The organism is Solemya velesiana gill symbiont, assembly GCF_002020805.1.
Lineage (GTDB): Bacteria > Pseudomonadota > Gammaproteobacteria > Chromatiales > Chromatiaceae > Sedimenticola_A.
On the sequence record NZ_MPRJ01000010.1, the window covers coordinates 23,774 to 47,953 of the forward strand.

Below are 24,180 nucleotides of genomic sequence, written 5' to 3' on the forward strand. Positions count from 1 at the left end.
GGCGCCGCGATAAAACCAGTTGATAACCATTAAAAAATAAGCCTATCTTGACCTAGGGGGCTGCCTGTAAGACAATTCGCGGTCAGTTTTGTGGGGTTGAAATTCAGTATATTCTGAAGTGTCTCTATAACGGGGATTGAGACTCGCCCACATATCAGGATTCTCCAGCCTACTCCGGGAGTCTTTAATAATGAGCGCAGATGGCGTGGATTTGAAAAAAAGGCGGATGTTAACCGCCGCAACGAGTGTAGTGGGTGCCATCGGCGCCGGCTACGTGGTTTATCCTTTTCTGGCGGCCTGGGCTCCCAGTGAGCGTGCAAAGGCAGCGGGTGCGCCGGTCGAGGCTGATATCAGCAAGCTCGAGTCGGGCCAGATGCTGCGCGTGAAGTGGCGCGGTAAGCCCGTGTGGATCGTGCATCGCACCGAAGAGAACCTGAAGGATCTGTCGGCGCTGGAGGGAACCCTTGCGGATCCCAAGTCCGAACTGCCGCAGCAGCCAGGCTACTGCCAGAATCCCACCCGCTCCATCAAGGAGAAGTATCTGGTGGCAGTGGGTATCTGTACTCACCTGGGTTGCTCTCCCACCTACCGTCCCGATGTCGGCGCTGCCGATCTGGGTGGTGATGCGTGGCGCGGTGGTTTCTCCTGCCCCTGTCACGGTTCCAAGTTCGACCTGGCTGGCCGCGTTTATGCTGGCGCGCCGGCTCCCAGTAACCTTGAAATCCCCCCGCACCAGTATCTCTCCGATACCCTGATTCTGGTGAGTGAAGACGGAGGTGCAGCCTGATGAATGCCATGAAGAATTTCGTTGGCTGGATCGACGATCGTTTCCCCCTGACCAAGGTCTGGAACGAGCATCTGGCTGAATATTACGCACCGAAGAACTTCAACTTCTGGTACTTCTTCGGTTCCCTGGCCATGCTGGTCCTGGTTATCCAGATCCTCACCGGTGTCTGGCTGGCAATGAGCTACAAACCCGATGCGGAACTGGCCTTCGGTTCTGTTGAGTTCATCATGCGTGATGTGGACTGGGGTTGGCTGATTCGCTACATGCACTCAACCGGAGCCTCGGCCTTCTTCGTCGTGGTCTACCTGCACATGTTCCGCGGCCTGATGTACGGCTCCTACCGTAAGCCCCGCGAACTGCTCTGGATCATTGGTGTGCTGGTTTACCTGGCTATGATGGCCACTGCCTTCATGGGCTACCTGCTGCCCTGGGGCCAGATGTCCTACTGGGGTGCCCAGGTTATCGTGAACCTGTTCTCCGCTGTACCGTGGATCGGCCCTGAACTGGGTGTCTGGATTCGCGGCGACTACGTCATTTCCGATGCGACCCTGAACCGCTTCTTCGCACTGCACTTCCTGCTGCCTTTTATTCTGGTGGCGCTGGTGTTCGTGCACATCGTTGCCCTGCACAAGGTGGGTTCCAACAACCCCGACGGCATCGAGATCAAGAAGGGTCCCAAGGGTAACCGCTGGAGCGACAGCGCACCTGCTGACGGCATCCCCTTCCACCCTTACTACTCCGTCAAGGATATCGCGGGTGTTGCGGGCTTCCTGTTCCTGTTCTCGGTGGTCGTCTTCTTCGCTCCCGAGATGGGTGGCTTTTTCATCGAGCACCCCAACTTTGAACCGGCCAACCCGCTGAAGACCCCTGAGCATATCGCTCCGGTCTGGTACTTCACGCCGTTCTACGCGATCCTGCGTGCGGTCCCCTCGATTGCGGGTTCTGCCTTCCCGGCTGTGGTTGCGATGTTCGCATCCATCCTGATCATGTTCTTCCTGCCCTGGCTGGACAGGAGCCCGGTCAAGTCCATCCGCTACAAGGGTGCGCTCTACAAGACCATGCTCTGGCTGTTTGTAATCGACTTTATCGTTCTTGGCTACCTGGGTGTCAAACCCATCGCAGACCACTACAAGCTGATGGCCCAGATCGGTACGATTTACTACTTCGCGTTCTTCCTGCTGATGCCGATCTACAGCAAGATGGACAAGACCAAGCCTGTTCCTGAGAGGGTGACCAAATGAAAAAGCTGATACTTGCGTTTCTGTTGGCTGCAGCGCCCGTTCTCGGTATGGCTGCCGGTGGTAATGTCCAACTGGACGATGCCAACATCGATCTGACCGACAAAGAGTCTCTGCAGCGCGGCGCAAAGCTGTTCATGAACTACTGCCTGAGCTGCCACTCGGCCAAATACCAGCGTTACAACCGCATGGCCCGTGACCTGGATATGACCGAGGACGAAGTGAAGCAGAACCTGATGTTCACCACCGACAAGATCGGTGATACCATGAACATTGCCATGGATCCAGAGGATGCGGCAGCATGGTTCGGTGCCGCACCGCCCGACCTGAGCGTGATCACCCGCGCCCGTGGCGTTGACTGGGTTTACACCTACCTGCGCGGCTTCGAGCCAGACGAATCCCGTCCGTTCGGCGTGAACAACAAGGTCTTCCCCGATGTGGGTATGCCGCATGTACTGTGGAAACTGCAGAAGGACCAGGCCGTTGAGAAGTTCGATTCGGATATGCGTGACCTGACTGCCTTCATGGCCTATGTCGGGGAGCCCATCGCGGTTGAGCGCAAGCGCATCGGTACCTACGTGCTGATTTTCATTGCCATCTTCTTCGTGCTTTCCTATCTCCTGAAGAAGGAGTACTGGAAGGACGTGCCTAAGCACTGACCGAAACAGCAACACGGGGGCGCACAGTTAAGGTATACTGTGCGCCCCTTTGTTTTTTTTACAGGCTAGCGGGAAAACCTCGCATATTCGTAAGCGTCTTTTCCAGTAACCTGTTCGGGGTCTTATGAATTTATTGCCCTTTTGTGAATTTGGAGAGTCGTAAATGGCAGTTGTAGCGAACAAGCGGTCTGTGATGACCTTGTACTCTGATGGCAAGAGCCCCTACAGTCATCGTGTGCGCCTGGTGCTGGCTGAAAAAAGCATAACGGTTGAGATTATTGACACCGATCCCGTGAATCTCTCGGAAGACATCATGGATCTCAATCCTTACGGAACACTGCCTACACTGGTCGATCGCGATCTGACTCTCTTTGAGTCGCGGATCATCATGGAATATCTCGATGAGCGTTTCCCCCACCCGCCGCTGCTGCCGGTTGACCCTGTTGCCAGGGCAAGTTCGCGGCTCTTCATGCATCGGGTGGATCGCGACTGGTACACTCTGATGGACGAGGTTCTTGCTGGTGGGAAAGGTGCCGCCAAGGCGCGCAAAGAGCTGCGCGAAAGCCTGATCGTGAGTGCCTCGATCTTCGCCGCCAAGCCCTTTTTCATGAGTGGCGATTTCACCCTGGTGGATTGTTCCATAGCTCCCATGCTGTGGCGTCTGCCGATGATGGGAATTGAGTTGCCTGCTTCTGCCAAGGCTGTTAACGAATATGCCGAGCGCATGTTCGAGCGTGACTCCTTCAAGGAGTGCCTGACCGAATCAGAGCGGGAGATGCGCGAGTAACCGCTCAGGGTTTGCACCATGGCGCTCAGTTCCAACAGGCCCTACCTCATTCGTGCCCTCTACGATTGGCTGGTGGATAACGGTTTGACTCCTCATCTGCTGGTCGAGGCGGACAGGGAGGGCGTTGTAGTGCCTACGCAGTATGTCGAGGACGGCAAGATCGTACTCAACATCAGCCCCACGGCAGTACGCGGTCTCGAGCTCGCCAATGAAATGATCTCGTTCAATGCCCGTTTCGGCGGTTCCCCCATGGATGTGATGGTCCCGCCTGTGGCGGTGCTCGGTATCTACGCACGGGAGAACGGTCGCGGGATGCTGTTTCCCGAGGAGGAGATGCTGGAGTCGGAGGACGGTTCGCCGGACGATGATCCAGGGCCCACGCCGCCGCGGGAGAGGCCTACCCTCAAGGTCGTTAAATAGAGATTCCCCGATCAGGTTGACGGACCATCCGGTGGACGCCTGGGGGATATGGCGCTGTCTTCACTGCTGGGCAGTCCGAGGCTGAACTCTTTCAACTGGATGCCTACCAGGGTGATATGGCCGACGTGGCGGCCTTCGCCCTCTTCACTGCAGTCGAAAGCAAAGCGTCTTCTTATTCTGATACCCTGTTGAGTCCAGCGCAGACCGAGACGCCGAAGCGCGACGGTTTGATCGAGGAATTGCAGATTTCGCTCGGCGCAAGCCGCCGCACAGATGCCTGTTGCGATCTCCCTGGCCCGGGCGCTGTCCAACCAGAACCAGATGATCAGTGCGATAAGAAGGATACTGCTGATTGTGGGCATGGGTGGTGGTGGTCAGGTTGCTCGGATGATCGCCTATATTAACCCGGTAACCCTATATCGCACATTCAAATAAAAGGAGGAGGTCGTGGGTGTAATCAGGATTATTCAGGGTGACATTACGAAACTGGCCGTGGAGGCCATCGTGAACGCGGTCAATTCAAGCCTGCTTGGTGGTGGTGGTGTGGACGGTGCCATTCACCGGGCCGCCGGTCCGGAACTGGTTGAAGCCTGCAGGCCGCAGGGTGGCTGCCCCGCGGGGGAGGCACGGATTACTCCCAGATTCAGGTTGCCGGCCAAGTGGAAGGATGCTGCCCTGATTGCCCTGGATGCAATGCGTAATGCAGAAGATTTTGATGAGATCATCGCCTGCTGTTTCAGCAGTCAGGATGCAGATCTCTATCGATCGCTTTGCGATACTTGTCAATAATTCCAGCAGTTGGAGTTGCGTTGTAATGAAGTGGTTAGATGAGCTGCCGATGCCGTTTGTTGTCATAGCGGCAGTGTTTCTGGGGCTTGCGCCTTTCGTGCCTGAGCCTCATGTGGTTGAAAAACTGAGAATGCTGGCTGAAGGAACCCTTGTGAAGCCGATCGATATATTCGATCTTTTTCTCCATTCGGCACCTGTGGTTGTGTTGATACTGAAGTTGATGAGGCTAAAGGAGCAGGGCTGAATCCCCATGCTTTCGATGGCTAGTTCTTGAGCCGGTCCAGGCGTAGTCGCTGGCGCTCGTCGAACAGCCGGTAGGAACCTATCCAGACCGCAACAATGGCACCCAGTCCGGTGCCTGCGGTAATCAGCAACATGATCATGATCTGATACTTGGCGGCCTCCAGGGGCGGGCTGCCGCCAAGGATCTGGCCTGTCATCATGCCGGGAAGGCTGACCACGCCAGCGGCGGCCATGGCATTGATGATGGGGATGAGACCCGAGCGCAGGGCGTTGCGCCTGATCTCGCCAATGGCGGTTTCCCAGCTCTCTCCCAGGATCAGCCTGGCCTCGATGACGCCTCGCTGCTGAGCGGCGTTCTGGGTCAGGTTGTCGAGGGCGATGGCCATTCCTGACATGGTGTTGCCCAGCATCATCCCGAGCAGGGGAATCAGGTACTGGGGGGTATACCAGGGCTCGACACCGATGACCAGGTGCAGGGCGAGCAGGGTGATGCTGAAGGAGGAAATGAACATCGACAGGGTGCCGATGCCCATGCCCCATACCCCCGTGAAACGTTTCTGCTGCCGTGCCATTACCTCGTAGCCGGCTACGGTGAGCATGAACAGGGCCAACAGCCCGATGAGGTAGGGGTTGTCCTGGGCAAACAGGGTCTTGAGGACTAGGCCCAGCAGGGTCAGCTGGAGCACCGTGCGAAGCGAAGCCCACAGAAGGCGTTTCTCAACTCCCAACTGAAGTCGCCAGGAGATGAGAGAGAGGCCGATAACCAGCAGGGCGGCTATGAAGAGATCGAATGGACTGAGGCGGATCAGTTCCACGCTTCGGTCTCCAGCTTTCCGTTTTCGATTTTCATGTGCCGTTGGGCGACCCGCTTGCGTTGAGCCGGATCATGGCTAACCCAGAGCACGGCAGCCCCTTGTTCCTCGATGAATTGACTGATCAGTGATTCCACTCGGCTGATATTCTCCTGGTCCAGGTTGGCTGTGGGTTCGTCCAGCAGCAGGATTCGTGGCGAGTGGGCGAGCAGCCTCACCAGTGCGAGGCGCTGGCGTTCGCCGCTGGAGAGTCGCGTGACTTCCCACTCGAGGCACTCCATTGAAAATCCCAGGGTGGTGAATGCCTTCTCTTCGCCGTCCGGAAAGTGATGGCCGACCCTGGATGCCCACCAGTGGCTCTCGGTAGGCAGGTAGCCCACCTGGCTGCGCCAGTCTGTGGGTGGAATCTCGCTTCGTGGAATCTCATCGAGCGTTGCAGTCCCTTCATTGGGATCGAGATCGGCGATTGCCCTCAGTAAACGGGTCTTGCCACAACCGGAGGGGCCGGTGAGGGATACGCACTCTCCCGGTGACAGGGTGAGGTCGATGGCACTCAAGCCCGGGCTCTTGAATTGATGCAGTTCCAGCCCACCCATCGGCTTTTTCCTTTTACCTGCGTCTGAAGACCAGGTCCCAAACACCGTGTCCGAGTCGCTGTCCTCTGCGCTCGAATTTGGTCAAAGGACGGTAGTCCGGGCGGGGGGTGTAATTTCCACCCCCTGCACTGTTTTCGAAGTATTCAGTCTCATGGCTCAGCACAGTCATCATGTGCTCGGCATAGTGCTCCCAGTCCGTTGCCGCATGGAAGAAACCGCCCGGTCTTATGACCCTGGCCAGTCGTTGCACGAACTCCTGTTGCAGTATGCGCCGTTTGTGATGGCGTTTCTTGTGCCAGGGATCGGGGAAGAACAGGAAGACGCCGTCCAGGGAAGAATCGGCTATGCTTTTCTTGAGCACCTCCACCGCATCGTGGCGAATCACCCTTAGGTTGGTCAGGCCAAGCTCTTCTATCTTGATCAGCAAGTGGCCGACACCCGGGCGGTGGACCTCGATGCCGAGGTAGTTGTTCTGGGGGTTGGCGGCAGCCATTTCGGCCAGGGATTCGCCGTTTCCGAAGCCGATCTCCAGGAAGATCGGATTGTGGTTGCCAAAAAGCGCAGGGAGATCAATCCGATTGCCCAGGAAGTCGATACCGTACTCCGGCCACACGGTCTCGAATGCCCTTTGCTGGCCTGCAGTGAGGCGACCCTCCCTAAGCACAAAACTGCGGATGTGGCGGTGGTGCTTGGTCGGCTCGTTGTTCATGGATTGTAAAGTATAGAGGGTTGTCGCTGGATGTTATCCCTGGAGGAGAGGTCTCCAGGGTACGTTTATGGATCAGAAAAAGAGGCCATCCACCGGGGAGGAGGCCGAGGCGAACCGTTTTGCCGGCATGCGCCCTGCGAGATAGGCCTCACGTCCCGCTTCGATGGCCTTCTTCATGGCTGAGGCCATCAGAACAGGGTTCTGCGCTGCTGCAATGGCGGTATTCATGAGTACACCATCACACCCCAGTTCCATGGCAACGGCGGCATCCGATGCGGTACCCACGCCGGCGTCCACCAGAATCGGCACATTCGCATTCTCCACGATGGTCTGGATGTTGAGCTTGTTGCGGATGCCAAGACCGGAGCCGATGGGCGCGGCAAGGGGCATCACCGCTACACAGCCCATGTTTTCCAGTTCGCGGGCAATAATGGGATCATCGTTGGTATAGACCATCACGTCAAAACCGTCCTTGATCAGCTCTTCGGCTGCGGCAAGGGTCTGCATCACGTCCGGGAATAGGGTCTTCTCGTCCCCCAGGACTTCGAGCTTAACCAGGTTGTGCCCGTCGAGCAGTTCCCGGGCCAGTTTGCATGTGCGCACGGCGGTTTGCTTGTCTAAGCAGCCGGCGGTGTTGGGCAGGATGGTGTGCCGGTCTGGTGGCAGAATGTCCAGAACATTGGGCTCGTCGGCATTCTGTCCGATGTTGGTGCGGCGTACAGCGATGGTGATGACCTCGGCACCGCTGGTTTCAATGGCGCGCTTTGTCTCATCCATGTCTTTGTATTTGCCGGTGCCGACGAGCAGTCGGGAGTTGTACTCTTTTCCGGCGATAGACAGGGTATCTTTGCTTTCGTTGGACATAGTGGTCAATTCTCGGGGTATTCTGTAATGATGAGTGTTTGCTTTTTGCCGGGCAAGGGGGTGTTTACCCGCCTCCTATGGCGTTGACGATCTCTACTCTATCGCCAGGCTGCAGCGCATGGTTTTCGAGTGTACTGCGGGGCACCAGTTCCTCGTTTACCTCCACGGCAATACGTTGGCCGGCGAGATCGAGGCTTGAAATAAGTGCAGCCATGCTGCATCCGTCAGGGACCTGTTTCTCTTCGCCGTTGACAAATATCTGCATTCTGATCCTACTGGGTGCTAATGGATGTATTCTTGGCGGATTCTACACTAAACTGGCACATACAAGCACAACTAGAATTAAAGAAGCCCCGGTCCAATACATGATCCCGTTGAGCGTTTTTGTCGGAGGCTCGGAGAGAGGAGGCTGGCTTGCATCAGTGGACTGAAGACCTGATCTCGGTTGAAAGTGCGGGGACGTTGGACGGTTTGTTTGTGCAGCGTGTGAAACGATCCGGTACGCAGGATGCGTATCGTTATTTCGACCGCGGCCTTGATGATTGGAATACCTATACCTGGGATGACATGGGCGCCATGGTGGCGCGCTGGCAGGATGCATTGAGCAAGGAGGGGTTGCAGCCCGGCGATCGGGTGGCCTTGCTATTGTGCAATTGCCCGGAGTGGGTGATCTTCGACCAGGCCTGTCTCGGCCTGGGGTTGGTACTGGTGCCGCTCTATACCGATGACCGGCCTGATAACATTGCTTATATTCTCGAGGACGCTGCCGTCAGTCTGTTGCTGGTGCAGGATGCAGGGCGCTGGCGCAAGTTGGCACCTGCGCTGCATGAAGAGGGTGCGCTGGAACGTGTTCTGATTCTCGAAAGCGGAAACGGGGATCAAAATGCAGGCGTGCAGGACGCCAGGGTCCGCATGGTGCAGGAGTGGCTTCCGGAAAAGGGTGGCAGGCTGAGGCAGCGCCAGGGTGACCCCCATGAGCTGGCTTCCATTGTCTACACATCCGGTACCACCGGGCGATCGAAAGGGGTAATGCTGAGCCACTACAACATGCTCTCCATTGCTCACGCATCGCTGACCGTGCTGGACTGCTATCTTGAGGATGTGTTTCTCTCTTTCCTCCCCCTGTCACATACCTTGGAACGCACTGCAGGTTATTACATTCCGGTCATGACCGGTTCCATGGTGGCCTATTCCCGCTCCATTGCCCAGCTTGCAGATGATTTGCAACAGGTTCGCCCGACGGTGTTGATCTCCGTACCTCGCATCTTTGAGAGGGTATATGGCAAGGTGAAGGACAAGATGTCCAAGGGTTCGGCCATCGCGAGGTGGTTATTCAACTCTGCAGTCAACGTTGGCTGGCACCGTTTCCTGGTACAGCAGGGCAAAGCCGGCTGGCGTCCCAAGTTGCTTTTCTGGCCCCTGCTCAACAAGCTGGTTGCCTCCAAAATCACCAGCAAGTTGGGTGGTAACCTGAGGGTTGCGGTCAGTGGAGGGGCCCCCCTGACGCCGGAGATCGCCCAGGTATTCATCGGCCTGGCTATCCCTATTATCCAGGGCTATGGTCTGACCGAGACCAGTCCGGTTATCAGTGTCAACCCGCTGGACAACAATGAACCGGTCAGTGTCGGCCTGCCCCTTAGGGGGGTTGAAGTCCGGATTGGCGAGAACGACGAGTTGCAAGTCAGAAGTCCGGGCGTGATGTTGGGCTATTGGAACAACCATGCCGCCACCAAGCAGATAATCGATCCTGATGGTTGGCTGCATACCGGTGACCAGGCCCGATTTGAAGATGAGCACATTTTTATCACGGGCCGGCTCAAGGATATCCTGGTGCTCTCCAACGGCGAGAAGGTACCTCCCGGCGACATGGAGATGGCCATTGCCCTGAACCCGCTTTTCGAGCAGGTGATGGTAGTGGGTGAAGGGCGTCCCTACCTGACCGCCCTGGTGGTGCTGGCCGGCGATTTTTGGCCGGGCCTAGCGCAGGATTGCGGTGTCGATCCCATGAGTCCGGAGAGCATGATGGACCAAAAGGTACTCAACAGCGTGATGCGTCATATCAATGATGCGCTGAGAGACTTTCCCGGTTATGCCAAGATCAGGCGGGTGACGTTGTTGCTGGAGCCCTGGAGTGTGGATAACGGTCTATCGACGCCAACACTGAAGGTTAAGCGTGCCAAGGTGCTGGAGCGTTTTGAGAAAGAGGTGGATGGCATGTACAAGGGCGGGCCTGCAGCGGGCAGCCGGCAGCCGGCGCTAGGCTTGCACCTGATCAGTTTTGGCGCATAGAATCAGGCAGTATAAGCGGGTATCGTATATCGGTATTACCCTGGCTTCCCAAGCCAGAGAGACGGGTTCGACTCCCGTTACCCGCTCCAATTCATTCGATGCCTGTTGTTATCTCTACGCAAAAGCCGGACTTGGTGCCTGCGTCTGCTTTTGTTCATATTAATTAAATCGTATCGCGGCATAATCACGCCGCTTCCCGTTATGAAAAAACTCTATGAGGCCAGGGATCGCATCGAGGCTCAGCTATTGAAGGACTACCTGGCGGATCACTATATAGAAAGTGTCGTGCTGGGTGACTATCTCAGCGGTGCGGCAGGGGATCTTCCTGCTGTACAGTTTCCCGTGGTGTGGGTGGTGTGGGTGGTGTGGGTGGTGTGGGTGGTGTGGGTGGACGATTATGCCCGTGGGCGCCAGTTGCTCGACCTGTTCAGGTCATTGGGGCGGGATGAAGTGAGTGGCGGCAGTTCATGGCTGTGCAGCAAATGCGGAGAGCTGGTCGAGCCCCAGTTCAACATCTGCTGGAATTGCGGTAATCAAAAAAGTTCATAACGAATTATACTTTCATGTTATGAGCTATGGCTTTATGATCTCAAAATCGCAATAAGAAAATAATTCGTATAATAACGAACAAAGACTGACACGGAGGCTGTGATGGGTAAGCTGTTCAAGATTTTAGGCGCGCTGCTGGGTGTGCTGGTGCTGCTGGTAGTAGTGGCCATTGTAGTGCTGCCCATGGTGAAAGACGAGATCGTGTCCCGGGTCCAGGAGCAGACAGGACGCACGCTGCGGATAGATGGCGATCTCAAGCTTTCGGTTTTCCCCTGGTTGGGTATTGAGATCGGTGGCATGGAGTTGAGCAACGCCGAAGGTTTTGGTGACCAGGCCTTTGCGGCGGTCAAGCATGCCGCTGTCAGGGTCAAGTTGATGCCCCTGCTGAGCAAACAGCTGGAGGTGGATACCGTAGGCCTGGATGGCTTGACCCTGAACCTGGCCAAGGATAAGGATGGGCGCACCAACTGGGACGACCTTGCCAAGGGCACCGAAAAAGAAGAGAAGCACGAGGAGCACGAGGAGCGTCACGACGGTGGCGAGGGTCTGGCCAGCTTGGCTATTGGCGGTGTCGACATCAACAATGCCAGGGTGAGCTGGGATGACCGCAGTACAGGTCAGCATTTTCAAATCGATCAATTCAACCTCAAGCTGGCAGGTACGGTCTCTGTCGATGAGGAGAAGGGGCAACTCGATGTGAGTGGCCTGCAGGTGGTGGTGGATGCCGAGGGCGAGATGCTTGCAGGCGGGGCGCTCCACGCCGAACTGGCGGCAGCTGTCAGCATGGCGTTGGATGGCCGGGCCCTGGCCGTAAATGATCTCAAGCTCAGCGCCGGCGACCTGAACCTGAGCGGTAACCTGAAGGGTAATAATCTGAATGCCACGCCGGTCTTCAGTGGATCCCTCGCGTTGGCGGAATTCAATCTGCGTTCCTGGCTCGATGCCCAGAAGATGGCACTGCCCGAAATGTCGGATGCCACGGCACTGACCCGGATGGGAGCAAGTTTTGATCTCAATGCCGAAGGCGATACCACCCAGGTCCGTAATCTGAAAATGGTACTGGACGATACCAATGTTACCGGTAGCGCCAGCGTCAGGGGCGAGGCCATCGGCTTCAATCTTAACGTGGATGCCATCGACGCTGACCGCTATCTGCCGCCGGTCAAGGAGGAGCAAGAGGCAGCGGCCGAGACCACGGGAGACGAACAGCTTCTGCCTGTGGAGACGTTACGTGGCCTGAACGTAAACGGCGTGCTCAAGGTTGGTAAACTGATCATCAACAAGTTGTTGGCCGAGCAGATTGAGGTAACGGTGAAGGCAAGTAACGGTAAGTTGAGCCTCGGTAAGAAGATCGGGAAGTTCTATGAAGGCACCCTGGACGGTAGCGTGAATGTGGATGTCAAGGGCAAGCAACCTGTGATGCAGGTCAGCGAGTCGTTGCAGGGCCTGCAGGCCGGGCCCCTGCTTTTGGCACTTACTGGCGAGGACAGGTTGGCGGGAAAGGGGCGTTTCAACGCCAAGCTCAATACCCAGGGTAATAGCATTAATGCCATCAAGAAGAGTCTTGGCGGGAATCTTGATTTTCGCTTTGAGGATGGCGCGGTCAAGGGCTTCAATCTTGCGCAGACCATCCGGGAGACCAAGGCGAAGTTCCAGGGGAAACCGGCACCCAAGAGCGATCAGCCAGCCCAGACCGATTTCTCCGAGCTGAGCGGTTCGGCCGTCATCAACAAAGGGGTGCTGACCAACAAGGATCTGCTGGCCAAGTCGCCCTACCTCAGGGTTACAGGTGCGGGTAAGGTGAGCCTGGTACCTGAAACCCTGGATTACAAGGTCAAAGCGGTGGTTGTAAGCACGGCCAAAGGCCAGGGGGGCGAAGGCCTTGAGGATCTCCAGGGGGTGCCTGTTCCCGTTCACTTGACCGGGCCATATGCCTCACCGGATTTCAGTATCGACTGGGGGACCGTGTTGACGGGTACCCAAAAGGCGAAAGTGGATAAGAAAGTCGAGGAGAAGAAGACCGAGATCAAGGAAAAGCTCGGGGATAAGCTCAAAGGCATTTTCCGCTGAGCCGGCTGTTTGGAAAGAGTGTGAACGCTGTTACACTCTACTATTTGAGAAGCGCGTGGGTATTTTCTACTATTAAGGGATTGAGCGGCCTGTCAGGAAATGCCGGACAGCACCTCAAGCCAAGAACACACCAAGACAGGAGTAAGTAATAATGACTAAGAACGCCATGATCAAGCTGTCCGCTATGGCCCTGACCCTGGGTCTGGTGACCGGTTGCGCCTCTACTGATGCGCTGAAGGCTGATATCGCTGCAGCCCAGGATGCTGCAAATGCAGCCATGTCCGCTGCCAAGGCAGCCCAGCTGTCTGCTGACGACGCAAACAACAAGGCTACCGCTGCCATGAATGCTGCCAACGCTGCACAGGCTTCCGCCGATGAGTGTGCTGAGCGTTGCGATCGCATGATGGGCAAGGCGATGGCCAAGTAAGTCTGTTTTTTCAAAGCAGATTGAAGAGCCCGATGCCGGAAGGTTTCGGGCTTTTTAGTTTGTGCTTTTGGCGCTTGTTGTTGAGCGTTAACGACCGGGCGAGTCTGCTTCGTCCGAGAGTGCGATGTTATCCTGTTGGGATGGGTTGGGCTCTGCCTGGATGGCGGTGATCGGAACCGGAACACCTCGCTGATTCAGGGCGGCGTTTTTCATGCCTGCCCAGTCGGGTTTCATGGGGCTGTCACCAAGGGCCTTGATGATTGCCTGCACCATTGGGGTGAAGTTGATGCCTTTCTCTTTGAGTTGCTCGCTCAAGGGCGGGTGTGCTTCCACGTATAGCTGCCCATCTTTCCAGCCTGCCTTGTAAGGTTCGTTGATGATGCGCACCGGCGTTCCTACGGGAACCTGGCTGAAGAGCCGGTCGATGTCTTCCGGGTAGAGTCGGATGCAGCCGTGACTGACGCGCATGCCCACGCCATAAGGCTTGTGGGTGCCATGGATCAGGTAGCCTGTCAGGCTCAGGTAAAGGGCGTACTTCCCAAGGGGGTTATCCGGCCCGGGCTTAACAGCGGCCGGCAAAGGGTCTCCGTCTGTGGCATGCTCTGCCCGGATGGATTCCGGGGGATACCAGGTGGGATTGGCCTGCTTGCGAATTACCCGGCCTGTGCCGGTGGGGGTACTCCAGCCTTCCCGGCCAATGCCCAGGGGATGTGTGATGACCCGGCTTTCGCCTTTGGGGTAGTAATAGAGCCGCAGTTCGGCCAGGTTGATGACGATTCCCTCTCTGGGCTCTGGAGGCAGGATGAAGCGGGTGGGCAGTATGATCTCGGTGCCTTCGCCGGGCAGCCAGGGGTCAACCTCGGGGTTGGCATCGGTGAGGTCCAAATAGCCCAGGTCATGAAGCCGGGCGATATCGGAGAAGGTGTCCTCGTAAACGGTCTTTACGGTGCGGGTTTCACCCACCAGGTCATTACCGTTTTCGGGCAACGGGAAGCTCAGGGCCATAACCTTGAATGCAGGCAGCCAAAGCAATAGGGTGAGTAGAGGTGTCAGCCGATGGATCACAATGAGAATAGAAAATCGTTTACAGTGCCCGCATTGTCTCACAATGGGAGGGGGCTGTCTGGATAATGGGTAGGCACGGGTTCTCAAATCGTGTTTTGAGTTGGTTTGATCGGCACGGTCGCAAACACCTGCCCTGGCAGCAGAAACCTACGCCCTACCGGGTATGGGTATCCGAGATCATGCTTCAGCAGACCCAGGTAAGTACCGTCATTCCCTATTTTGAGCGGTTCATGGCACGTTTTCAGGACATCAAGGCCCTTGCTGATGCGCCTCTGGATGAGGTGCTGCACCATTGGTCCGGATTGGGCTATTACGCCCGTGCCCGTAATCTGCACCGGGCTGCCGGGGTGATCAGCGCTGATTTTGGTGGTGATTTTCCCCGGGATTATGACCAGGTGGTGGCGCTGCCGGGTATCGGGCGTTCAACAGCAGGTGCCATCCTCTCCCTCTCTCTTGGGCAGCGCTATGCCATACTGGACGGAAACGTCAAACGGGTGCTCAGTCGCTGTTTCGCGGTGGAGGGCTGGCCAGGACGTGCGGCGGTACAAAAGCGGTTATGGCATCTGGCGGAGGAACTCACGCCCAAACACCGGGTAGGTCCCTATAACCAGGCGATGATGGATCTTGGGGCGGGTATCTGTACACGACGCAAACCACGGTGTGGGGAGTGCCCGTTGAGTGAATGCTGCATCGCGCTGGATCAGTCGAACCCCGAGGCTTATTCCCACGCCAAGCCCCGTCGGAGTCTGCCGGTAAGGCAGATACAGATGCTGCTGATTGTCGGCGACTCCGGTGAACTGCTGCTTGAACAGCGCCCGCCAAGTGGTATTTGGGGAGGTCTATGGGGGTTGCCGGAGTGTCCGGTGGAGCAGGATCCTGCGATCTGGGTCGAGTCCAGTCTCGGCATTGGGTGTCGTCAGCTCGGACTCCTGGAGGCACGCAGGCACACTTTTTCTCACTTTCACCTGGACATCTCACCGGTCATGCTGAAGCACAATAACAGCGCAAATTGTGTGATGGATGATGACAGACGTGTCTGGTATAACACAGCCAATCCCGATGCGCGGGGGCTGGCAGCGCCGGTCTCTCGCCTGATAGATGAATTCCAAGCGTATTTAAAAGGAGTGGCTGATGAGCCGGGTAGTAAATTGTGTGAAGCTGAATAAGGAGGGCGAGGGTCTCGATCGTGTCCCTTATCCTGGTGAGCTGGGTCAACGCATCTATGACAATGTGAGCAAGGAAGCCTGGCAGATGTGGATGCAGCAACAGACCATGCTGATCAACGAATACCGCCTCACCCCGGTGGACCCGAAGTCCCGGCAGTTCCTGGAAGAGCAGATGGAGAAATTTTTCTTCGGCGACGGATCTGATGCTCCTGAAGGCTTTACCCCGGAGACATGAACGGCTGGTTTACCGCACAGGCTTGACTCCGGCCGCTGCTACAGGTTTAATACGCCCTCCCAACTGAGGCCAGGTAGCTCAGTCGGTAGAGCAGGGGACTGAAAATCCCCGTGTCGGCAGTTCGATTCTGTCCCTGGCCACCATATTTCTCAACGGCTTACGATCACTCGTAGGCCGTTTTTCGTTGTGGGCTGTGTCAAAATTGTGCCCTCGATGCGTGTAGCGCGACGCTTGGTTTGCGATGCGCCGACACTTAAACTGCGATTCGCGAATTGTTAGGGAGAGGGGGAATTAGGGTCTTTCTCGGTTTGCCCAGGGCTCTCCGAATAGCAGCCAGGCGGGGTTGACGTCTACGGCTGCGGCGATCGCTTCGATTTGGCGGGGCATCTGTGTTCTTCCATTCTCGATTTTCTGGATTACCGACTGGTCCGTTCCTGATAGCTGACCCAGTTGTTTTCGGGTGATGTTTTTCGCCGTTCGGCAGGCCCTGAGCCGAGTTCCGAGGGATTCCATTTCCATTTCATAGTCCGTATTAGTGGTTTAGGCGTCTTCTCGGGGTGATTTAGCGGCATTTGAGACCACTGAAATAGGGCGATCCGGGGCAAGCTGGAGGTTGTCGATGATTTCTCCCAATACTTCACCCAAAGATTGGTGCTGTGAGGTACGGTAACCGTCAGTGAAGGTATAGCTGACGCTGTCGATGTAAATCTGGATGGAACCGTCGAGATCGGTGGTGTGGCTGACTCCTTCGGGGGCATCGAAGGTTAGGCGGACTTGACCGTCTTTAACTTCTTCAACCGTCATTTTGATGAGGTTGGCTATGGTGATTATGGTGCCTTGATCGACACTGATGGTTTTGGCCATATTAGCTCTCGAATTGGGCGTTGCAGTGAGGGCAGAGCTTGGCCTTTTTATCGACACCTGCCCTGCATTCGCTGCAGACGGTTTTTTTTGGGACATCCGGCTACCGATAATCAGGAGGATGATTCCGCTGATCAGGCCGAAGGGGAAGAAGAGAAAGCAGACGACTACGCCTGCAAGCTGGATGAATGAGCTTGTGCCTATAAACTCGTTTTTGGATTCCTTTTTGGGCATGATGCAGTCCTTGCATTGTCAAAACAGAGATAAATTCCTACTCGGTATCTGCCGATTCTGGCATTTTTCGTTCCAGATAATCAACTCCTTGGCCTCGCTTCCGCAGCCACCTCCGACGGTATATGTGATCCCGACCTCTTTAATGTGAAGTCCGTCAAACGCCCAGCGGATGTCGGGGTGGTCGTTGATGCTGATGATCAGCGCACCCTGGACCTCCCTGGCCAGCCGGCTCATAAGCTCGTAGTGTTCGAAGCCGAATTCAACCCCATACCCCTCGGTTTGCCAGTACGGCGGGTCGAGATAATGGAGGGTATGGGGGCGGTCGTATTTACGGATGACTTTCTCCCAGGAGAGGTGCTCGATGTAGGTGTTGGCCAAGCGAAAGTGGGCGTCGGCAAGATCCTGCTCCAGGGTGTAGATGTTGAACCTGGGGCGGGATGTGGTGGCGGTACCGAAGCTCTGGCCCTCGACCTTACCGCCGAAGGCAGAGCTTCTGCAGGTAGAGAAAACGGGCGGCACGCTGGACGTCGGTGAGGGTTTCAACGGGAGTGGCCTGGAGCCAGTCCCAATTCTGGCGACTGGTCAACGCCCATTTGAACTGCTTATAAAGCACCTCCAAATAGTGTTTAACCACACGATAAAGATTGACCAGATCGCCGTTGATGTCGTTGAGCACCTCGACTTCCGATGGTTGCTTGTTAAAGAACAGGGCGGCTGCGCCGGCGAATGCCTCGACGTAGCAGCTGTGCTCGGGAAACATCGGTAGCAGTTCGCCTGCCAGCCGGCGCTTCCCTCCTATCCATGGAATGATCGGGTTCATGCGAGCCTCTCTTGTTGTTGTGATAGGCTGTCCCTGCTCTGTACAGAGTAGGGGAAGCCTTGGGGTGGGGTATAGGTCAATGTTTCACCCTTGAGGCCGTGGACAGTTCTGGGTGACTGGTCGTAGACGCGGTCGTAGATCTTCTTTTTGGCCGGATCGGCGAAGACTTCCTCGTAGGTGCCGAGCACTTCCAGGTGGTCTAGCTGGGCGGCCAGTTGGAGCAGGGTGCCGTCGATGTCGCGGACCAGGGCGAGGGTTTCAGCCCCGTTTCTGAGCGTGGGTGTCTTGGGCATCAGAAAGGCAATCTCTCCGGTCTGTTCATCATTATGAACCAGCTTAGGGGCCTTGCTCTGCAGCTCAGTAATGAGTGCCTGGGTGTCGGCGCAGTAGGTTATGTAGTCACTCATCAGGAGACCTTCATCTGTTCGGGACTCAGTGCTTCGCCATAGATTCGAAAATTCTTCAGGTGTCCGAACAGCTCTCTGTTACCGATATTGGCGCAACCTATGCTGATCTTGTTTGGTGTGCCTGTGGTGGCCACGTTGTTATTGGAGATCAGTAGTCTTCCGTCGAGGTACATTTGCTGTTGTGTGCCATCGAAGACATGGGCCAGCCGGTGTACCTCGTGTAGTGGTATGCGCTCTTCGCCGGAAATTGGGAAACCGTTTTGTTTGAACATGGTTGGCTCATCACCAGATCCGCTTGCTGCTACAGAGGCATAGAGGACTCGCCATTGCTCACCTTCCACCCAGTAAACTGCCTGAGCGACATCGTCATAACCCAATAGATTGACATCGGCCAGTATTGAGAAGTGGCCGTTTACGGTTTCAGAGATGTTGTCGGTGTGTGGAATCCATAGCTGGTCTTGGGATCGGGTAGCAGGGGCTGTGTCCGTTGGGATATAAGATGAGGCGAAGTCTCCATCTTCCACCTGTGAACCCCATGCGTGAATCGATCCATTGATGGTCGTACTGTATGCTCCACCCAGTGTTGCGCTGGCGGCGGGGAATACGCCTAAATAGCAGCCGTTGTTGCCGGTTCCATTGTTGACTACCGTGAATTCTACCCGCCAATAGTTTGGGTTCTCATCACTAATGTTAGCTCTTATCGTATTATGTTTAGAAAAAATCTCCCCGGTTTTTGTGTTGACTGATAAATCTCCATAAGTGATGTCCCCACCATAATATCCAAGGCGCAGAAGAGGGAAGCGGGCCTCGTTATCATCCTTCTCTATAAACAAAGATGCGGTGCGGGGTGCTGTATCATCTACGACAGCGCCGACTCTCTGTATGTATGACCAATCGGTTGAGTTCAGGTCTTCAACTTTTGATGCTGACAACGTTCCGTCAGGGGCGAGTGCATCAGATGGCGTGACATTGACGCCAGCAACTTTGGACCATCCTGGATTGACAAAATCGCTTGAGGATGTCAGATAATTGGTGCGTGGACCCTCCATCAGCAGGCCATTTTTTTCAAACCGAGGCTCATTAACAGCAGCATATTTGAGTATGCCGTCCTGGATGTAGGTGCGGGTGGTGGATGCGTTGGTGAAGGTGGCTACACCGGTGCCCTTGCGCATGACCAGGGAGGTCTGCAGTGGCATGTCGACCAAGGGGGCGTTGTTGTCTCTTATGGTCTCCAGGGTGAGTTGCAGGCGGCCGGCGCCCTGGCCGGAGAGGATGCGCGGGCCGATGGCCACCACTTCGGCGTTGATGTCGATGTTGGCTCTGAGGGTGTCGAGGCGGACCAGGTCGCCAACCTCGAGAACGTGGGCGGTGAGCTTGGCGGTTACGCTGACGATCTTGCGCTCTGGGTCGGTATCGCGGGTGGCCATCCAGTCGATCAGCGCCTAGGCCTGGGCGGCGTCGGGCACGAACGGCAGGTCGACGGTGGTGTCGCGCAGGCCGTAGCGGTCCTGGCTGGTGGTGTCGTCCTGGGTGGCGTTGTGAGCCCAGCCGCCTCCGGCCTGGAGTCCGGCACGCCAGGTGTGGCGGTTGTAGATCGAGCGCACCCCAGCCCGACCCTCTTGTGCCGTTGGGGCACCCTCTTCGTTACGGACGAGGTCACTGCCATTGAGTGTGATGGCAGGCGCTGCATCGGGATCCGGTCGGCGGATGAAGCGCCAGCGTCCGGCGCTGTAGTTGGCGATGCCCCTGCTCTGGCGGGCGATCTCCCGCAGCAGCGGGCGGACGCTGGTCTGGCTGGCGATGCGGATGGCGAGGCGGTCGCCGGTGAATACGTCGAAGTCGGACGCGTCGGTCTCGGCGTCGGTGGCCTGGCCGTAGTGGCGCAGCAGGTGGCGGGCGATGTGATCGGGCCGCTCGATGAGGGCGTCGGCCGTGCCGGTAATGGTGCCGCTGGCGTCGTCCAGGTGGCCGTCGATATCGCAGGTGACCAGGCCGCCGATGACGATGTCGGCAGCTGAGTTGGCCGAGACGCCGCTGGTCTTGTTGGTGGTGATGCCGGGGGTGGTGTCGTCCATGTCCACGTTGTATTCGATGTCGCGGTAGGCGTCGGTGATGGTGATGTCGCGGTGGTAGTTGGAGAGGTTAGCAATCCAGATATCGTCACTCACGACACCGAATGTAACCGTATCACTGATTGACCCGCTGGCCACCACCTGGTATTGCCCCGGCCCGGTGTAGTGACGCACCTCCCATGCGCCGAACGACGCATCGGATGAGATCGACAGCGTCGTATTGCCCCCGACCACACCGCCCGGCATTGCCGGCCAGGGGATCTGCCAGAGGTAGTTGCCAGTCTGCCCGTCATCAATGACATGGTTCACCTCGGTGGTGTACTGCGTGGTGTTTGAGGTGGCATTAAACAGTGCGTGCGCGTGGGGCCCCTGAGATGCTGAGAATTCGATATCGTCGCTGATTTCAATATCCACCGAGCGCTCAAGCTTGGGCAGCGTGGTGAAGCGGATCTTGGCCTGGCCGTTGTCGTCGGTGAGCAGGGTGAAATCTGTCCCCTCCTGCAGCACACCGTTGACCTTGACGTTGGATAACGCCGTTGCCGGGTGGTTGGCGACCAGATAGTCGTATTGGGTTTTGACCTCACCCACCTGAGCCCCTTTCTGGTGAGCTGCTGCAGTGGTGCTGTTGGCGCCACGAGTACAGCCGGTGAGGTTGTTGTCGGCTATTCCTGCATAAGTTATCTGTTCGTAACCGATCTGTATTGTGCCAGAGGAGGGAAAGCGCACGGCATCCGATAACGGCAGGGTGTCGACGATATCGTCTATATCCAGGGCCAGAGTGTCGAGGGCGCCGGCATCAATCGGCAGGCAGGGCACGTCGGTATGGCTGCCGTAGTACTCGGGCATGATTTTACCCAGCACATCGGGGTCGGCCCCTGGGTAGTCGGCTTCGGAGAGGGGTGCGCCAATTCGGCGATCGTGACGGTTGGCGTGGCTGATGACATCGAAGCGGATGCGACCGCCGGACCTGTCGACGGGGTCGGAGATCTCACCTTTGAATACGGTGGATGCATCGGCCAGATCGGAGCCCACGGCCCAGAGTCCCAGCCAAACCGTTGCGGCCAGCATCGCGCTGTTGCGATTGTGCCAGGTATCGGCCAGCTCGATGGAGAGGTCACCCACCTGGTCGATGCCCTCATAGATCGGTGATACGTTGAGCAGTTTGCCGGTGTAGTCATGGATGCCAATTGTGCGCGTGTCGGTGCAGAGCCGCCGGGTGGCCAGGTCCGGTGCATCGATATGCAACAGCAGACGGAAGCGCGGGCCGTCGTTGCGGGCCAGCTCGGCGCTGAGTGACGCACTCAATGTACGCATTAGATCACTCTCACGGTGATGGATAGCGCATAGGCGTTGACACCCTGCTGCACCGGCTCGATCACATCCTGCGCAAAGCGAACGGTGTACTCCCGGCCCAGGCTGTCACGCAGTTGCCAGCTGATGGCCTGACCGTTGACGATGGTCTCGTAGAACGCTTTGATCGCATCGGCTTGGCTTTGGCTCAGCGGGTAAAGATTGAGAGAGAAAACGCTGCGATTGTCGCCCAGGTCATAGACCACTGTTTCGCCTGCATCGGTCTCGAAGACGCTCTGAAATTTACACACCGGGCGGCTGCTTGGCAGCTGCTCGATGTCGGGCAGGGTGATCTCGGTGGTGGGTGCCACCAAGGTGGGATACGCCAGAACGATGCTCATCGGCCAGCCGCCTGCAGTTCGGGGATCACCACGCCGCGCACGAAGGCGCGGGCTTCGGCCTGAGACATGGATCCGGAGGGGAAGTTGAAGTTGAAATCGCCGTAGCTGTTGCTAACCACACGCTCGCCCTTGTGCATGAGGTAGTAGCCGTCGTCGGGGATCAGGCCGCCCACGGCGCGGCTGCCTTTGGGTGGTGCTGGCACCGGGCCTGAGCCCATTCTGACGATGCGATGTATGGTGACGATCTCGCGGGGGATGCCGGCCAGTTCATGCTGGATGCGTTTCACGGCCATCATGGCTTGCAGGGTATCCACATTGGCCTGGATGTCAGCTTCGCTGGAGACAGCCTGGAGCTGCTCGAGCAATAGATCCAAACGGGCCATGACTTGCTGAGCCTCACCATCTGGCAGCATCTCGCGCAGGTTACCTGCCGCCTTGCTGATGGCCTGGGCGACTTCGGTCATCTGTTGCTTGAGCTTGTCGGCCTCGGTGCTTGATTGATCCAAGTCAGCCGACAGCTCTGAGACGATGGAGCCTGCCTGGATGCCGCCGAGTTCGGATGACTGGCTCCATGCCCCAGCCCGGTCGAGTTGCTGGCGCAACTTGTTTAGCTGCTGTTCCACATAGGCGCTGACATCGGCCTCGGCGATGCTGGCGCCCAGCATCTCTTTGGCCTCTTTGCGGATGGTCTGCAGCTGATCACGGAAGTAGCCACCGGCAGCACCGCCCACGGTTTTGAAGATCTTCTCGCGCAGCTTGGCTTGTTTCTGGTGCTGGCTCTCCAGGGCTTTGTCGAGATCGCCAAGTGCTTTCAGTGCCGGGTCGAGAGCCTTGGCTGTTGTATCGCCCATGCGCTGAAGTTCCGTGGCCAGTCCTTCGGCTGATTGAGTGGCCTTATCAAGTCCGGCAGCGGTCTTTTCGCCCGCAACGGCACCGGCTGTGCCTGCCTCTTCAGCTTCTTTCTTGATAAGGCCGTATTTCTCCTGGATGCGTCGGCGCTGATTCTCAAATACACGATCAAGCCGCTCCTGGTCCTTACCAAAGGCGAAGAGGCTTTCGCTGGCATGGGCAATACCCAAGCCCAAACCCTCAAACGCAGCCATTGTGTTCTTTAGAAACTCGGAGCCCACTTCGGCCACATAGGCCAAGCTTTCCAGTAGTCCTGATTTGGCGAGGTTCACCTTTACGTCGAACCAGGCATTGCCCATGCGCTGGAACGAGGCGGCGGCACGCTTTGTTGCGCTCTCCACCTGGCCGCCCAGCTCCTGGCGGATCTGGCGGCCGAAGCGGGGGAGGAACTCGTCGGCCATCAGCTCGCCCTGCTCCAGCATCTTGCCCAAGTCCTCGGTTGAGACCTTCATGGCGCGGGCTGCGATCTGGAAGGCGCCGGGCAAGCGCTCGCCCAGTTGACCACGCAGCTCTTCGGCCGAGACGGTGCCTTTGCTGATCATCTGGTTAACGGCGCGGATGGCACCGGAGGTATCCGCAGCGCTGAGGCCCATTACCGCACTGGCCTCGGTCACGGCCTTGAAGATGTCGCGGGTCTTCTGCCCCTCGATCGGCCTCGGCCCTCACGAATTTCATCTCTTCGGCAAAGCGGTCGTTGCCCACGGCGGCCTTTAGGGATTGCTTGATGCGCTCCATCTCCAGGCCGGCATCGACAATACTGCGCACACCGGCGACGATGGCAGCGCCGGTGAGCAGGCCGCCCAGGGCGTTGACCTCACCGGCCATGCCCTTGATCTCTTTGCTGGCCCCACGCGATTCGTCACGCAGTGCTTTTATCTGACCTTTAAGAGCCTTATACGCACGCTTCTGTTCATCGGCCGAGAGCTTGCCAGAGCGCTGGAGGCGTTTATAGCTGGCCTCCATCTTGCGGATCTCTCGATCGATCTCGCGGCGGCTGCGGATGCCGAGGTTCTTATAGGCAGCCTCAATATCCTTGGCAGACTTTTTTGCTGTCTTGCCCAGATCTTTGATGTCGCCTTTGGCCTCGTTCACTCCTTTGGATACCAGGTTTTTTGCCTTGAGCACCAGGGCGACGGTCAGGTTGTCATTGTTAAGCTGCAGAGGCATTAGGGTTGCTCGCGTTGCAGTTCATTCTGTTTGATTGCGGCTGCAGTGATCAGCTCCAGGGCGTCCATAAGCCAGGCGGGCTGATCGAGGCTGCCGCCCGGTTTGGGTAGCTAGCCGCGATCGGCCCAGTTCCAGGTACGAAACAGCCAGGCCAGGGCAGGGCAGGCACCAATCTGGCCGGGCATTCGTGGCACGGCTTGATGCCGTTAACCCAAAGCTCCGGCTGCTCGCTGCGGCAGCGCTCCGGATCCAGCGGCATCTCCCCCGCGTCCGATCGCGGGCAAGCGGAGCAGTCCTTACCGGCCACCCAGGCG

General features: G+C 57.2%; 28 protein-coding genes, 2 tRNA genes and 1 pseudogene. 15 read left to right on the forward strand and 16 right to left on the reverse strand.

What is annotated here, in order from left to right:
* Nucleotides 1-190: 190 nt before the first annotated feature.
* The 5 genes from petA to BOW53_RS02485 all read left to right on the forward strand — a co-directional run bounded on the left by petA (nucleotide 191) and on the right by BOW53_RS02485 (nucleotide 3,891).
* Nucleotides 191-787, forward strand: coding sequence for a ubiquinol-cytochrome c reductase iron-sulfur subunit (gene petA / locus BOW53_RS02465; RefSeq protein ID WP_078485939.1), 597 nt, complete (start codon nucleotides 191-193; stop codon nucleotides 785-787).
* Nucleotides 787-2,028 (forward strand): cytochrome b, encoded by a 1,242-nt coding sequence (locus BOW53_RS02470; protein WP_078485940.1) that lies wholly within the window; start codon nucleotides 787-789, stop codon nucleotides 2,026-2,028. The genes petA and BOW53_RS02470 overlap by 1 nt, the downstream gene beginning before the upstream one ends.
* Nucleotides 2,025-2,684, forward strand: coding sequence for a cytochrome c1 (locus BOW53_RS02475; protein ID WP_078485941.1), 660 nt, complete (start codon nucleotides 2,025-2,027; stop codon nucleotides 2,682-2,684). Before BOW53_RS02470 ends, BOW53_RS02475 begins: the two co-directional genes overlap by 4 nt.
* Before the next feature lie 163 nt (nucleotides 2,685-2,847).
* Complete coding sequence (locus BOW53_RS02480) at nucleotides 2,848-3,471, forward strand: glutathione S-transferase N-terminal domain-containing protein (RefSeq protein ID WP_078485942.1); 624 nt, start codon at nucleotides 2,848-2,850, stop codon at nucleotides 3,469-3,471.
* Nucleotides 3,472-3,489: 18 nt separating this feature from the next.
* A complete protein-coding gene (locus tag BOW53_RS02485; protein WP_078485943.1) occupies nucleotides 3,490-3,891 on the forward strand; it encodes a ClpXP protease specificity-enhancing factor in 402 nt (133 codons plus the stop codon).
* An 11-nt stretch (nucleotides 3,892-3,902) separates the two neighbouring features.
* Here BOW53_RS02485 and BOW53_RS02490 read toward each other — a convergent pair whose 3' ends face one another.
* Nucleotides 3,903-4,253 (reverse strand): DUF3301 domain-containing protein, encoded by a 351-nt coding sequence (locus tag BOW53_RS02490; RefSeq protein ID WP_078485944.1) that lies wholly within the window; start codon nucleotides 4,251-4,253, stop codon nucleotides 3,903-3,905.
* 85 nt (nucleotides 4,254-4,338) lie between these two features.
* Between BOW53_RS02490 and BOW53_RS02495 the strand changes: the two genes are divergently transcribed.
* Nucleotides 4,339-4,680 (forward strand): macro domain-containing protein, encoded by a 342-nt coding sequence (locus tag BOW53_RS02495; protein WP_078485945.1) that lies wholly within the window; start codon nucleotides 4,339-4,341, stop codon nucleotides 4,678-4,680.
* 25 nt (nucleotides 4,681-4,705) lie between these two features.
* Nucleotides 4,706-4,924, forward strand: a complete 219-nt coding sequence (locus BOW53_RS02500) for an RND transporter (RefSeq protein WP_078485946.1) — start codon at nucleotides 4,706-4,708, stop codon at nucleotides 4,922-4,924.
* 19 nt (nucleotides 4,925-4,943) lie between these two features.
* Here the strand turns inward: BOW53_RS02500 and BOW53_RS02505 are convergent, their stop codons facing one another.
* From BOW53_RS02505 to thiS, 5 genes are all read right to left on the reverse strand, one after another.
* A complete protein-coding gene (locus tag BOW53_RS02505; RefSeq protein WP_078485947.1) occupies nucleotides 4,944-5,738 on the reverse strand; it encodes an ABC transporter permease in 795 nt (264 codons plus the stop codon).
* On the reverse strand, nucleotides 5,729-6,331 hold the full coding sequence (locus BOW53_RS02510) for an ABC transporter ATP-binding protein (RefSeq protein ID WP_078485948.1): 603 nt from the start codon (nucleotides 6,329-6,331) through the stop codon (nucleotides 5,729-5,731). Before BOW53_RS02510 ends, BOW53_RS02505 begins: the two co-directional genes overlap by 10 nt.
* A 13-nt stretch (nucleotides 6,332-6,344) precedes the next feature.
* Nucleotides 6,345-7,040, reverse strand: a complete 696-nt coding sequence (gene trmB, locus BOW53_RS02515; protein WP_078485949.1) for a tRNA (guanosine(46)-N7)-methyltransferase TrmB — start codon at nucleotides 7,038-7,040, stop codon at nucleotides 6,345-6,347.
* A 72-nt stretch (nucleotides 7,041-7,112) separates the two neighbouring features.
* Nucleotides 7,113-7,904, reverse strand: a complete 792-nt coding sequence (locus BOW53_RS02520) for a thiazole synthase (RefSeq protein ID WP_078485950.1) — start codon at nucleotides 7,902-7,904, stop codon at nucleotides 7,113-7,115.
* Nucleotides 7,905-7,968: 64 nt separating this feature from the next.
* Nucleotides 7,969-8,169, reverse strand: a complete 201-nt coding sequence (gene thiS, locus BOW53_RS02525; protein ID WP_078485951.1) for a sulfur carrier protein ThiS — start codon at nucleotides 8,167-8,169, stop codon at nucleotides 7,969-7,971.
* 149 nt (nucleotides 8,170-8,318) lie between these two features.
* Between thiS and BOW53_RS02530 the strand changes: the two genes are divergently transcribed.
* The 5 genes from BOW53_RS02530 to BOW53_RS02550 all read left to right on the forward strand — a co-directional run bounded on the left by BOW53_RS02530 (nucleotide 8,319) and on the right by BOW53_RS02550 (nucleotide 13,239).
* Entirely contained in the window at nucleotides 8,319-10,193 is a 1,875-nt protein-coding gene (locus BOW53_RS02530) for an AMP-dependent synthetase/ligase (RefSeq protein WP_078485952.1), read from the forward strand.
* Nucleotides 10,194-10,208: 15 nt separating this feature from the next.
* Nucleotides 10,209-10,282: transfer RNA gene (locus tag BOW53_RS02535), tRNA-Gly, on the forward strand.
* Nucleotides 10,283-10,394: 112 nt separating this feature from the next.
* Nucleotides 10,395-10,742, forward strand: a complete 348-nt coding sequence (locus BOW53_RS02540; RefSeq protein ID WP_078485953.1) for a putative signal transducing protein — start codon at nucleotides 10,395-10,397, stop codon at nucleotides 10,740-10,742.
* Nucleotides 10,743-10,844: 102 nt separating this feature from the next.
* Complete coding sequence (locus BOW53_RS02545; RefSeq protein ID WP_078485954.1) at nucleotides 10,845-12,812, forward strand: AsmA family protein; 1,968 nt, start codon at nucleotides 10,845-10,847, stop codon at nucleotides 12,810-12,812.
* 151 nt (nucleotides 12,813-12,963) lie between these two features.
* Nucleotides 12,964-13,239, forward strand: coding sequence for an Lpp/OprI family alanine-zipper lipoprotein (locus BOW53_RS02550; RefSeq protein ID WP_078485955.1), 276 nt, complete (start codon nucleotides 12,964-12,966; stop codon nucleotides 13,237-13,239).
* A gap of 87 nt (nucleotides 13,240-13,326) precedes the next feature.
* Here the strand turns inward: BOW53_RS02550 and BOW53_RS02555 are convergent, their stop codons facing one another.
* Entirely contained in the window at nucleotides 13,327-14,244 is a 918-nt protein-coding gene (locus tag BOW53_RS02555; RefSeq protein ID WP_078485956.1) for a L,D-transpeptidase family protein, read from the reverse strand.
* 122 nt (nucleotides 14,245-14,366) lie between these two features.
* On the opposite strand from BOW53_RS02555, the gene mutY reads away from it, so the two are divergent.
* From mutY to BOW53_RS02570, 3 genes are all read left to right on the forward strand, one after another.
* Nucleotides 14,367-15,470, forward strand: a complete 1,104-nt coding sequence (gene mutY, locus BOW53_RS02560; RefSeq protein WP_425442885.1) for an A/G-specific adenine glycosylase — start codon at nucleotides 14,367-14,369, stop codon at nucleotides 15,468-15,470.
* Nucleotides 15,436-15,705: an oxidative damage protection protein gene (locus BOW53_RS02565; protein ID WP_078485958.1), complete on the forward strand. Its 270-nt coding sequence runs from the start codon at nucleotides 15,436-15,438 to the stop codon at nucleotides 15,703-15,705. The genes mutY and BOW53_RS02565 overlap by 35 nt, the downstream gene beginning before the upstream one ends.
* A 67-nt stretch (nucleotides 15,706-15,772) precedes the next feature.
* Nucleotides 15,773-15,848 (forward strand) — tRNA-Phe (locus tag BOW53_RS02570).
* A gap of 148 nt (nucleotides 15,849-15,996) precedes the next feature.
* On the opposite strand, the gene BOW53_RS13795 is transcribed toward BOW53_RS02570, so the two are convergent.
* The 9 genes and pseudogenes from BOW53_RS13795 to BOW53_RS02615 form a co-directional block, all read right to left on the reverse strand.
* Entirely contained in the window at nucleotides 15,997-16,224 is a 228-nt protein-coding gene (locus BOW53_RS13795; protein WP_078485959.1) for a helix-turn-helix domain-containing protein, read from the reverse strand.
* A 21-nt stretch (nucleotides 16,225-16,245) separates the two neighbouring features.
* Nucleotides 16,246-16,800, reverse strand: coding sequence for a carbon storage regulator (locus tag BOW53_RS02580; RefSeq protein WP_135606968.1), 555 nt, complete (start codon nucleotides 16,798-16,800; stop codon nucleotides 16,246-16,248).
* An 18-nt stretch (nucleotides 16,801-16,818) separates the two neighbouring features.
* Nucleotides 16,819-17,620 (reverse strand): annotated as a pseudogene (locus tag BOW53_RS02585) (DNA adenine methylase).
* Nucleotides 17,617-18,027 (reverse strand): hypothetical protein, encoded by a 411-nt coding sequence (locus BOW53_RS02590; RefSeq protein ID WP_078485961.1) that lies wholly within the window; start codon nucleotides 18,025-18,027, stop codon nucleotides 17,617-17,619. Before BOW53_RS02590 ends, BOW53_RS02585 begins: the two are co-directional and overlap by 4 nt.
* Nucleotides 18,027-19,454: a phage head spike fiber domain-containing protein gene (locus BOW53_RS02595; RefSeq protein ID WP_078485962.1), complete on the reverse strand. Its 1,428-nt coding sequence runs from the start codon at nucleotides 19,452-19,454 to the stop codon at nucleotides 18,027-18,029. The genes BOW53_RS02590 and BOW53_RS02595 overlap by 1 nt, the downstream gene beginning before the upstream one ends.
* A 15-nt stretch (nucleotides 19,455-19,469) precedes the next feature.
* Nucleotides 19,470-21,413 (reverse strand): phage tail protein, encoded by a 1,944-nt coding sequence (locus BOW53_RS02600; protein WP_078485963.1) that lies wholly within the window; start codon nucleotides 21,411-21,413, stop codon nucleotides 19,470-19,472.
* Nucleotides 21,413-21,790 (reverse strand): hypothetical protein, encoded by a 378-nt coding sequence (locus tag BOW53_RS02605; protein ID WP_078485964.1) that lies wholly within the window; start codon nucleotides 21,788-21,790, stop codon nucleotides 21,413-21,415. The genes BOW53_RS02600 and BOW53_RS02605 overlap by 1 nt, the downstream gene beginning before the upstream one ends.
* A complete protein-coding gene (locus BOW53_RS02610) occupies nucleotides 21,787-23,313 on the reverse strand; it encodes a tape measure protein (protein WP_172838737.1) in 1,527 nt (508 codons plus the stop codon). The genes BOW53_RS02605 and BOW53_RS02610 overlap by 4 nt, the downstream gene beginning before the upstream one ends.
* Nucleotides 23,246-23,866 (reverse strand): hypothetical protein, encoded by a 621-nt coding sequence (locus BOW53_RS02615; RefSeq protein ID WP_078485966.1) that lies wholly within the window; start codon nucleotides 23,864-23,866, stop codon nucleotides 23,246-23,248. The genes BOW53_RS02610 and BOW53_RS02615 overlap by 68 nt, the downstream gene beginning before the upstream one ends.
* Nucleotides 23,867-24,180: the final 314 nt, after the last annotated feature.